General features: G+C 63.5%; 9 protein-coding genes. 1 reads left to right on the top strand and 8 read right to left on the bottom strand.

The annotated features are described in order from the left end of the window. Positions 1 to 57 precede the first annotated feature (57 nt). From C2138_RS04135 to C2138_RS04125, 3 genes are read right to left on the bottom strand one after another with little or no spacing between them, the layout of a single operon-like run. Positions 58 to 981 (bottom strand): PP2C family protein-serine/threonine phosphatase, encoded by a 924-nt coding sequence (locus tag C2138_RS04135; RefSeq protein ID WP_108515768.1) that lies wholly within the window; start codon positions 979 to 981, stop codon positions 58 to 60. Then, positions 978 to 1535, bottom strand: coding sequence for an FHA domain-containing protein (locus tag C2138_RS04130; RefSeq protein WP_108515766.1), 558 nt, complete (start codon positions 1533 to 1535; stop codon positions 978 to 980). Before C2138_RS04130 ends, C2138_RS04135 begins: the two co-directional genes overlap by 4 nt. Before the next feature lie 54 nt (positions 1536 to 1589). After that, entirely contained in the window at positions 1590 to 2558 is a 969-nt protein-coding gene (locus C2138_RS04125) for an aldo/keto reductase (protein ID WP_108515764.1), read from the bottom strand. 166 nt (positions 2559 to 2724) lie between these two features. Here C2138_RS04125 and C2138_RS04120 point away from each other — a divergent pair, with 166 nt between their 5' ends. After that, the gene (locus C2138_RS04120) at positions 2725 to 3777 is read left to right on the top strand and encodes a hypothetical protein (RefSeq protein ID WP_159078135.1); all 1053 of its coding nucleotides are present in this window, start codon (positions 2725 to 2727) and stop codon (positions 3775 to 3777) included. 9 nt (positions 3778 to 3786) lie between these two features. Here C2138_RS04120 and C2138_RS04115 read toward each other — a convergent pair whose 3' ends face one another. From C2138_RS04115 to C2138_RS04095, 5 genes are all read right to left on the bottom strand, one after another. Next, complete coding sequence (locus tag C2138_RS04115; RefSeq protein ID WP_108515761.1) at positions 3787 to 5778, bottom strand: ABC transporter ATP-binding protein; 1992 nt, start codon at positions 5776 to 5778, stop codon at positions 3787 to 3789. Beyond that, the gene (locus tag C2138_RS04110) at positions 5775 to 7508 is read right to left on the bottom strand and encodes an ABC transporter ATP-binding protein (RefSeq protein WP_108515759.1); all 1734 of its coding nucleotides are present in this window, start codon (positions 7506 to 7508) and stop codon (positions 5775 to 5777) included. The genes C2138_RS04115 and C2138_RS04110 overlap by 4 nt, the downstream gene beginning before the upstream one ends. A 99-nt stretch (positions 7509 to 7607) precedes the next feature. After that, complete coding sequence (locus C2138_RS04105) at positions 7608 to 8423, bottom strand: IclR family transcriptional regulator domain-containing protein (protein ID WP_108515757.1); 816 nt, start codon at positions 8421 to 8423, stop codon at positions 7608 to 7610. A gap of 29 nt (positions 8424 to 8452) precedes the next feature. Further along, positions 8453 to 9622 carry a thiolase family protein gene (locus tag C2138_RS04100; RefSeq protein ID WP_108515755.1) on the bottom strand — a complete coding sequence of 390 codons (1170 nt, stop codon included), beginning with the start codon at positions 9620 to 9622 and terminating at the stop codon, positions 8453 to 8455. Continuing rightward, on the bottom strand, positions 9622 to 10239 hold the full coding sequence (locus C2138_RS04095; RefSeq protein ID WP_108518776.1) for a 3-oxoacid CoA-transferase subunit B: 618 nt from the start codon (positions 10237 to 10239) through the stop codon (positions 9622 to 9624). The genes C2138_RS04100 and C2138_RS04095 overlap by 1 nt, the downstream gene beginning before the upstream one ends. Positions 10240 to 10251 lie beyond the last annotated feature (12 nt).

Raw genomic sequence — 10251 nt, 5'->3', positions numbered from 1 at the left:
GGGTAGGAACCCCCGATCAGAACGGCATTTCCACCCCCGTTCGGGGGTGGATAATGATTAGCCTGTCGGCGCGGAACCCGATCGGGGAATCGTGTCGTCATGATCCTCGTCAAGGGAATCATCCTCGAAGTCTTCGTCGTCGTCCGAATCTGCCTCGACGTCATCGGTTTCCGACCCCGAGTCGCTCGCAGCACCGCCGGGGGCATCGATGACATCAACGACGACGACGGTCACGTTGTCGCGCCCTCCCGCCTCAAGCGCCAGCCCCACGAGCGTTTCGACCAGCACCTCCCGATCGGCGATCGACCTCACCTGGCGGCCGATGGTCGCATCATCCACCTCTTTTGTGAGCCCGTCCGAGCAGAGCAATAGCCGCATTCCGGTGTGCAATCTAATGCGCCAAAAGTCGGGCACTGGTGCGGCATTGAATCCCACGGCGCGCGTGATGATGTTGCTATCGGGGTGGCTCTCGGCGTCGGCAGCGTCGAGCAAGCCAGCGTCGACAAGCTCCTGAACCACCGAGTGGTCGATGGTCACCTGCTCGAACACGTCGTCCTGGAACAGGTAGGTGCGGGAGTCGCCGACGTTGAAGATGGTCCACCCCGCCTGGCCATCCACAAGGGCCAGAAGCGCCCCCGTCACGGTGGTGCCGACTCCGCGATGCTCGGGGTCAACGACGTGCGAAATGTCCTTGGTGGCGCGCTTAAGCGCCGCCTCGACATCCCGCCGTTTGCCAAAACCGCCGTCGGCTACCTCGGCGAGGCGCTCGACTACCGCCGCGCTCGCCCGGTCGCCCGCCGAATGGCCCCCCATTCCGTCGGCAACGGCAAACATCGGCACATCGACGACGTAGCTGTCTTCGTTATGGGCCCGGCGCCGACCGGTGTCGGTTGCGGCCGCCCAGCCGAGGGTGACGGAGTCGCCCGAGCGGTCGGGCAGGGTCACGGTGACGGTGCCGGTGGTCTGGCCAATCTCAGTCATTGCTTGAGCCTTGCGTCGGGGGTGGCGGATGCGACGCCGGGGCGCTGCAGGGGAAGAAGTTCAATGCGATTGCCATCGCCGATGTCGATGACCGTTCCGGGTGAGATCACGAACGTTTCGCCCGGTCGCAGCCGTCGCGGAGCCGACCCGGGAACGATAACCGTAGTCCCGTTGGTCGACATGAGGTCAGTGACAACAACGGTCGTGCCGTTCTGTCGCATTTCGATATGGGTCGACGACACCTCGTTCAGCGGGGACGGCACCCGCACGAGGCGCGCTCGGATCTCGGGAAGGATGCGCGGCTGAACGGGCTTGCGGCCGATTCTCGCCGGCCGGTCCAGCCCGATCGCCTCGTGGGTATTGACGACGAAGCGGTAGTGGCTGGGGGCTGACACAGGGGGCGAGAAGCTGGGGGCGGGGGCTGCCACAGGGGGCGGGCCGATCAGCTCTGGCGCCGTACGCTCACGGATAATCGTGTCAGCATCGTCAAGCTCCGGCAGCGGCGCAATCGGGCGCGGTGAACGAAGGATCGTATCTTCGGCGTCGCGCTCCACTCGCTAAGCCTATGCGGAGAATCGCCGGTGCACCCTGCGGCACAGCCCACGCCGTTACCGCGGGTCTGTGAAAATCTGCGAGATCTGCTCCGCCTGATCGGCGGTCGGCGTGAAGGCCGTCGCCGCGGCAGCATTCTGGCGAATCTGGTCTGGCGTTGTCGCTCCCGCGATCACGCTGGCAAGCCCCGGCTGGGCCAACAACCATCCGAACGTTGCCTCGAGCATCGTGACGCCCCACGAGTCGACCAGGGCAGCGTATTCCTCCATCGCATCCCACGGCGCGTTCTCGAGAAGATGCGGGCGCTGGCGCATGATCCTGCTGTCGCTCGGCCCTCCTGCGCGGCTGAACTTGCCCGTAAACAGGCCGTTGTAGAGCGGAAAGTAGGGCAGAAAACCCAGGCCGAAAGCGTTCACCGCCGGGAGGACCTCGTTCTCAACTCCCCTGGCCAGAAGGCTGTATTCATTCTGGGCCGAGACGAAATGCGGGTGCCCCCCGATCTGTGCCGCGAACTCCGCTTCGGCGATCTGCCAGCCCGCCAAATTGGAGTGACCGATGTAGCGAACCTTGCCCTCCGTGATCAGGTCATCGAGGACATCGAGCGTCTCCTCGATGGGGGTGAAGGGGTCTGGTGTGTGCAGCTGATAGAGGTCGATCCAGTCGGTCTGCAGCCGCCGCAGCGATCCTTCGATGGCCTGCCGCACATACCGTCTCGATGCCTTAGCCCCCCAGCTTGTGATCGGCGAATCGTAGTCGGCGTGCCCGAACTTGGTGGCAAGAACGACCTCGTCTCGACGCCCCTTTAGGGCCTCCCCCATGAACTCTTCGCTTCGACCAAATGAGTAGCCATAGATGTCCGCAGTATCGAGCAGATTAATGCCCGAGTCGAGCGCGGCACCGAGTACCTGAGCCGTGCCTTCTGGCCCCTCCGTGAAGGTTCCTGGCCTCCCGAAGTTGTTGCAGCCGAGCCCGATCGTGCTCACGCGAAGACCAGACTTTCCCAAGGTGCGATATGAGATGCTCATATCTCTATCCTGCTCCGTGAAACGACGGCGGTGGGCATCCTCGGCAGGTATTCCGAAGGCGGCGTCGGCTCGGAATCGTCTCGCAATCGCAACCATGCAGTGCCTTGCGCGCGCACGGGGGCTGATATCTTGATGACCAGACAGAGGGGGAATTGCGGTGGTGATCGTGAACGACGATGACGCTGCTCTCCGTCGACCACGACGCCCGCGGCGCCGTCTTCTCTCCAGCCTCATTGGGCTCGGCATCGTTGCCGCCCTGGCTGCGGGAGGCTCGTGGGTCGCCCTGCACCCACAGCCCCTCATCGACCAGGTCACCGTCTGGCAGTACGAGCCGGACGCCGTTATCGCCTCCCACGTGGAGCGCTTACAGCTCACTGACCACGGGCGCTTTCTCTACTATGCGAGCCGCCCCACCGTGAGCTCTGGTGAGCAGTTCAGCAGCGACTGCCCCAAAGACGAAGACGAGCAGGCCTTTGGAATTCTCGGATGCTACCTGCACGCTGACAAGACCATCGTCGTCTTCGATGTCGTCGACGAGCGGCTCGACGGCACCGAAGAGGTCGTCGCAGCGCACGAGATGCTTCACGCGGCGTGGGACCGCATGGATGATGACGAGAAAGATCGCCTTGCCGTGCTGCTCGATGCCGAGTACGAGCGCCTGACCAACGACCCTCGCTTCGCGGAGCGGATGGCCTTCTACGCCCGGAATGAACCGGGCCAGCGCGCTAACGAGCTGCATTCGATCGTGGGAACCGAGGCGACCGGCATCTCTGCCGAACTCGAAGAGCACTACGCCCAGTACTTTGAGGATCGCAGCGTCGTGACTGACCTGCACTCGGCATCCAACGCCGTCTTCGTTCAGTTGCAGCAGCAGGCCGACTCGCTCGTGTCTCAGATGGAGACCCTCCGCACGACCACCGAGAGCGACTACAAGGCCTACACGTCGGGCTATGAGCAGCTCAACTCCGACATCGCCACGTTCAACAAGCGCGCGGAGTCTGGTTTCTTCACAAGCCCTTCGGCGTTCGACCGGGCTCGCAGCCGCCTGATCGAGCGTGGAATCGAACTCGACGAGATGTTCGACTCCATAACGGCGCGCGCCGCAGAGTACGAGCGTCTCGCCAGCGAACTTGAGAGCATCAACACCACATCGGCAGAGTTGCAGCGCGGGCTGAACATCGGCGGCGAAGTGCAGCAAAAGTCCGACACCGCGGGCTAGACAGCGCCGCTAGAGATCTTCGCTCACCGGACCTGCGAACTGGGCCTCATAGAGCCGCGCGTAGGCACCCTCGGCATCGAGAAGCTGCTGATGCGTTCCCTTCTCCACAATCGCCCCCTGCTCCATCACCAAGATCAGGTCGGCGTCGCGGATGGTCGACAGTCGATGGGCAATGACAAAGCTTGTGCGATCTGAGCGCAGCGCTGTCATCGCCTTTTGAACGAGGACTTCGGTGCGGGTATCGACACTGCTTGTCGCCTCATCGAGAATCAGCACACTGGGGCGAGCAAGAAACGCTCGCGCGATCGTGAGCAGTTGCTTCTCCCCCGCACTCACATTGCTCGCGTCATCATCGAGCACCGTGTCGTAGCCATCGGGCAGGGTGCGAACAAACCGATCGACATAGGTTGCCGTCGCGGCCTCCACGATCTCGTCCTCCGTGGCATCCGGCCGGCCGTAGGCAATGTTCTCGCGAATGGTGCCCCCAAAGAGCCACGTGTCCTGCAGCACCATTCCCATGCGCGATCGCAGCGCATCCCGAGTCATCGCGGCAATGTCAACACCGTCGAGCGTGATGCGACCGGAATCGAGTTCGTAGAACCGCATGATGAGGTTGACGAGCGTGGTCTTGCCCGCGCCCGTTGGGCCGACAATCGCCACCGTGTGGCCAGGCTCAACATCGAGAGTGAGATCGGTGATGAGCGGCCGGTCCGAGGTGTAGCTAAAGCTCACATGGTCAAAGACGAGCCGACCATCCGTCTTTTCTGGCTCAACGGGGTCGGCAGGGTCTGGTGACTGTTCCGGCGCGTCCATGAGCTCGAACACCCGCTCGGCCGATGCCACGCCAGACTGCAGGAGGTTCGCCATGCTGCCGAGCTGTGTGAGCGGTTGGGTGAACTGCCGCGAATACTGGATGAAGGCCTGCACGTCGCCGATGCGCATGCTGCCCGATGCCACCTGCAGCCCTCCCACGACGGCGATGACCACGTAGACGAGGTTTCCCACGAACATCATCGACGGCATGATGATGCCCGAGACGAACTGCGCACCAAAGCTTGCGCGATAGAGCTCCTCGTTTTTGTCGGAGAACACCTCGCTCACCTCATGCTGACGCCCGAACACCTTGACGAGGGCGTGGCCAGTGAAGGCCTCCTCGATCTGCGCGTTGAGCTCGCCCGTGTGCTTCCACTGCGCAACAAACAGCGGCTGAGAACGTTTGGCGATTGTCGCGGTGATAACAATCGTGAGCGGGATGGTGACGAGTGAGATCACGGCAAGCAGCGGCGACACGATGAACATCATCACGAGCACGCCGACCACCGTGAGAAGCGAGGTCAGCAACTGGCTCAGCGTCTGTTGGAGGGTCTGCGAGATGTTGTCGATGTCATTCGTGACCCGGCTGAGAAGCTCTCCCCTCGGCATGCGGTCGAAGTAGCTCAGCGGCAGCCTGTTGATTTTGCTCTCTACGTCGTCGCGCAGCCGATAGACCGTGTGCTGCGTGACGACGTTGAGCACAAGCGCCTGCAACCAACCGAACACCGACGAGAGGCAGTACAGCGCCAGCACCCAGAACAACACCGTGCTGAGGGCGCCAAAATCAATGCCCTGGCCGGGAGTCAGCTGCATGCCGCTGAGGAGGTCGGCCATGGTGTCATCACCCTGCGCGCGAAGACCGTCGATGATCTGCTGCTTGGTCGCGCCCTCCGGCAAATTCTTAGAGATCGACCCCTCGAAGATGAGGTTCGTGCCCTCTCCCAGCAACCGGGGCCCGAGCACAGTGAACACAACACTGAGTATCGAGAGGATGACGACCCCGACAATTCGCCCGAGCTCCGGCCGCAGGGTACCAACGAGGCGTCGCGCCGATGGTCCAAAGTTCTTGGACTTCTCGACGGGCATTCCCGCTCCGCCCATGGGTCCAGGGCCCCGAGCGGGGCGGACGGGAGGGCGAACCGGGGCCTCTTCTGGCTCGCTCGCGTCACTCGCCTGCGTGCTGCTCATGCCGCCTCCTCCGCTGCAAGCTGAGACGACACAATCTCGGCATAGGTTTCTGACGACTCCAGCAGCTCGGCATGCGTGCCGATGCCCACGACCTCGCCGTTCTCCAACACCACGATCTGATCTGCATTCACGATCGTGGCAACGCGCTGGGCGACAATGATCATCGTGGCATCGGCCATGGACTGTCGCAGCGCTAGCCGCAGCCGAGCATCCGTGGCCGTATCGAGCGCCGAAAACGCGTCGTCGAACACGTAGATTTCGGCTCGCTTGACGAGCGCCCTGGCAATCGCGAGCCTCTGCCGCTGCCCGCCGGACACATTGGTGCCGCCCTGTGCGATGGGGGCATCGATTCCGCCCTCCATCTCGCGCACAAAGTGCTCGGCCTGCGCGATTCGCAGCGCCTGCCATAGCTCGTCGTCTGTGGCATCCGGTCGCCCATAGAGCAGGTTGCTGCGCACAGTGCCAGAGAAGAGATAGGGCCGCTGAGGGATGAATCCAATGCGGCTCCAGAGAACGGATGGTTCGATATCACGCACATTGACGCCGTCGACGAGCACCTCTCCCCCGGTCGCATCGACAAGTCGAGGCAAGAGGTTAATGAGGCTCGTTTTGCCAGATCCGGTGCTCCCGATAATCGCCGTCGTGGTTGCGGGGGCAACGGAGAATGAAACATTGCGCAGCACCGGCTCCTCTGCACCCGGGTAGGCGAACGTCGCATCCACCAGGTCAACCGTTCCCTGCTGCGGAAGCTCGACGACTCCGTCCGTCGGCGGCACAACCGACGACTCGGTGTCGAGCACCGCTCCAATGCGATCCGCGCTCACCGCGCCCCTCGGCAGCAATACCGCCATGAAGGTCGCCATCATCACCGCCATGAGGATCTGCATGAGGTACTGGAGAAACGCCATGAGCGTGCCCACCTCAAGAGTGCCGGCATCGACTTGCAGCCCGCCGAACCAGATGACCGCGACGCTCGACACATTCATGACGAGCATCACCACGGGGAACATCAGCGCGAACAGACGGCCGACCTGCAGCGCGACATCGGTGAGTTCCTGGTTCGCGTCGGCAAATCTGCGGGTCTCCATGTCTTCGCGCACAAACGCCCGCACTACCCGTATGCCGGTCAGCTGCTCGCGGAGCACCCTGTTGACCACATCGATTCGCTTTTGCATCTTCTGGAACAGCGGCAGCATCCGCACGATGATCAAGCTGATGGCAACGAGCAGGATCGGGATGCTCACGGCCATAAGCCACGAGAGGCTCACATCCTGCCGCAGAGCCATAATGACTCCGCCGATCGCGAGGATGGGGGCAGAAACGAACAGCGTGCACGTCATGAGCACGACCATCTGCACCTGCTGCACATCGTTGGTGGAGCGGGTGATGAGCGAGGGCGCGCCGAACTGTGCGACCTCACGCTCCGAGAACGTGCCGACCCTGTCGAACACGGCTCCTCGCAGATCACGGCCAAGACCCATGGCGGCCTTGGCGCCGAAATAGACGGCGGTGACGGCGCATGCCACTTGCAGCAGGGTGACCAGCAGCATCACGCCGCCGAGCCGAAAGATGTAGCCGATGTCGCCCCTGGCGACCCCGTTGTCGATGATGTCGGCGTTAAGACTTGGCAGGTAAAGAGATGCAAGCGACTGGGCCAGCTGGAAAACTACGACCCCGATGAGCAGGGACCGGTGAGGCGCCAAATAGCGACGCAAAATCTTGATGAGCATTGCAATCCTCGACGGAGATGCGCCGGTACCGGCGCCCGGACACCCGCAGAGAACGGATGCTCGACAAGACTATGCGCAGGTCGGCCTCTCTCGGCAGATCTAGCCAGAGACCAACAGATTAGACACGGGTTTTGCACTCCGCAGATCGGTCTCGATAGCGCGGGCGGCATCGCGCAACGGGCCAGCCACGCGAGCCCGAAAGGCCTCGGCCGTGCTCTCGACGGCGTGACCAGAAACGTTAATGGCCGCGATCGTGCGCCCTCGCCCGTCGGTTATCGCTACGGCCATCGACCGAAGCCCCACTTCGAGCTCCTGGTCGATGAAGGCGTAGCCGGAGGCTCGCACCTTCTCCAACTCCCTGGTGAGGGCATCTGCCGAGACGATCGTGGCAGGGGTGCGAGCGGATAGCGACTCCCCCGCGATGCGCTCGGTTGCTTCGGCGACGGGCAGAGCAGCCAGCAGAACGCGTCCCATCGAGGTGGCATAGGCCGGAAAGCGTGTTCCGATGCTGATGGCGACGCTCATGATGCGCTTCGTGGGCACGCGGGCGACATAGACGATGTCGGTGCCGTCGAGCACAGAGGCCGAGGTCGATTCCTGGACCGCGGCCGCAAGCCGCTCCAGGTGCGGCTGGGCGATCTCGGGCAGGCTCAAACCGGAAAGGTAGCTGTAGCCGAGGTCGAGCACTCTCGCCGTGAGAGCAAAGTTTTTGCCGTCAGTGCGCACATATCCGAGCTCGACGAGGGTGTGCAGAAAACGGCGTGCGGTGGCCCGGCTCAGCTCAGTACGCCGGGCCACCTCACTCAAAGTCATTTCGGGGTTCTCTCCGTCGAAGGCACGGATGACGGCGAGACCGCGGGCGAGGGACTGCACCGATGCGCTCGGTGCCTCCCTGCCTGCGGTGCCATCATCCATCGACGAGTTCCCCTCCACGGCGGTGGTGCCTATGCCTCGAGGACTACGGCGAGGCCTTGGCCAACGCCGATGCAGATCGCAGCAACGCCGATTCCTCCGCCGCGGCGACGCAGAGCGTGGGCGAGGTGTCCGATGATGCGGCCGCCGGATGCTCCGAGCGGGTGACCGATCGCGATGGCTCCACCGTCGACGTTGACCTTGTCGGGGTCAAGCTCGGGCCACAGCTTGAGGCAGGCCAGGCTCTGCGCGGCGAAAGCCTCGTTGAGCTCGACCAGGTCGACGTCTGCCCAGGTGCGACCGGCGCGGGCGAGAGCCCGGTTGGCCGCCTCGACGGGCGCGATTCCGAAGATGTCGGGGTCGTTGGCAAAAACGCCGCGGCCCGTGATGCGCGCCAAAGGCTCGACTCCGGGGACCGCATTTTCGCCGCCGATGAGCACAGCGGATGCGCCGTCATTGAGCGGCGAGGAGTTGCCTGCGGTTACCGTGCCATTCTCCTTGCGGAAGGCAGGCTTGAGACCAGCGAGCGCCTCGACCGACGAGTCGGCGCGGATGCCCTCATCGCGAACGAGATCGACTCCGGGCACCGGCACGACCTCTGCATAACGGCCAGCATCCCAGGCGGCTGCGGCGTTGCGGTGGCTGCGCACAGCAAACTCGTCCTGTTCCTCGCGCGAAATGTCGTAGCGCTCCGCGAGGATCTCGGCGGTCTCGCCCAGCGATACCGTCCACTGCTTCGGCATCTTGGGGTTGACGAGGCGCCAGCCGAGCGTGGTGGAAACGAGAGTCTCGTTGCCAGCAGGGAAGGTGCGCGAAGGCTTGGGCAGCACCCACGGCGCCCGGCTCATCGACTCGACACCGCCGGCGAGCACGAGGTCGGCGTCCCCTACCTCGACGGCGCGGCTGGCCTGGATAACGGCATCGACTCCCGAACCGCAGAGGCGGTTAATTGTCGTGCCAGAAACCGAGGTCGGGAACCCGGCCAGCAGCGCCGACATCCTGGCGACATTACGGTTTTCTTCGCCGGCACCGTTGGCGTTGCCGAACACGATGTCATCGATCTTTGCGGCGTCGATGCCATTGCGCTCAACGATCGACGACATGACGACGGCGCCAAGGTCGTCGGGGCGCACCTCGGCAAGGGACTTGCCGTAGCGGCCGAACGGCGTGCGGACCGCGTCGTAAACGTAGCTGTTACCCATCAGCGTGCATCCTTCAGTTCGAGTCCGGTGAGCTCCCGGAGCTCGTCGATTGTGGTGTCACCGAAGGTCTCGATGACGCTCGCACCCTCCGCGCCCAGGGCGAAGACGGCACGGTCAGTGTAAAGCCGGGTGACGCATCCGATGCCCGTAACCGGGTAGGTGAGCTCCTTGACGAGCTTGGAGGTGCCCGTCTTGGTCGTCAGCTCCATGAGCACGTAGACATCCTTCGCGCCGGTGGCCAGATCCATTGCTCCACCAACGGCCGGAATGGCGTCGGGAGCACCCGTGTGCCAGTTGGCGAGATCGCCCGTCTCCGACACCTGGAACGCGCCGAGAACGCACACGTCGAGGTGGCCCCCGCGCATCATCGCAAACGAGTCCGCGTGATGAAAGAAGCTTGACCCCGCCAGCTCGGTTACGGGGATCTTGCCCGCGTTCATGAGGTCCTGGTCGATCTCGTCGCCCACGGCGGCCGGTCCCATCCCGAGCATGCCGTTTTCGGTATGCAGAATGACCTCGCGGTCACTCGGAAGGTAGTCGGAGATCTTCGTGGGCAGGCCGATTCCGAGGTTCACATAGGCGCCCTCTGGGATATCGCGGGCAACGCGCTCCGCCATCTGGTCGCGATT

This window comes from Salinibacterium hongtaonis, assembly GCF_003065485.1.
In the GTDB taxonomy this organism is placed as follows: domain Bacteria; phylum Actinomycetota; class Actinomycetes; order Actinomycetales; family Microbacteriaceae; genus Homoserinimonas; species Homoserinimonas hongtaonis.
This window is presented reverse-complemented; position numbering and strand designations above follow the sequence as displayed.

Coding starts and splice junctions, on each gene's coding strand:
- C2138_RS04100 (WP_108515755.1), bottom strand. CDS start 9,622: ATGGGTAACAGCTACGTTTACGACGCGGTCCGCACGCCGTTCGGCCGC.
- C2138_RS04105 (WP_108515757.1), bottom strand. CDS start 8,423: ATGGATGATGGCACCGCAGGCAGGGAGGCACCGAGCGCATCGGTGCAG.
- C2138_RS04095 (WP_108518776.1), bottom strand. CDS start 10,239: ATGGCGGAGCGCGTTGCCCGCGATATCCCAGAGGGCGCCTATGTGAAC.
- C2138_RS04115 (WP_108515761.1), bottom strand. CDS start 5,778: ATGAGCAGCACGCAGGCGAGTGACGCGAGCGAGCCAGAAGAGGCCCCG.
- C2138_RS04125 (WP_108515764.1), bottom strand. CDS start 2,558: ATGAGCATCTCATATCGCACCTTGGGAAAGTCTGGTCTTCGCGTGAGC.
- C2138_RS04110 (WP_108515759.1), bottom strand. CDS start 7,508: ATGCTCATCAAGATTTTGCGTCGCTATTTGGCGCCTCACCGGTCCCTG.
- C2138_RS04135 (WP_108515768.1), bottom strand. CDS start 981: ATGACTGAGATTGGCCAGACCACCGGCACCGTCACCGTGACCCTGCCC.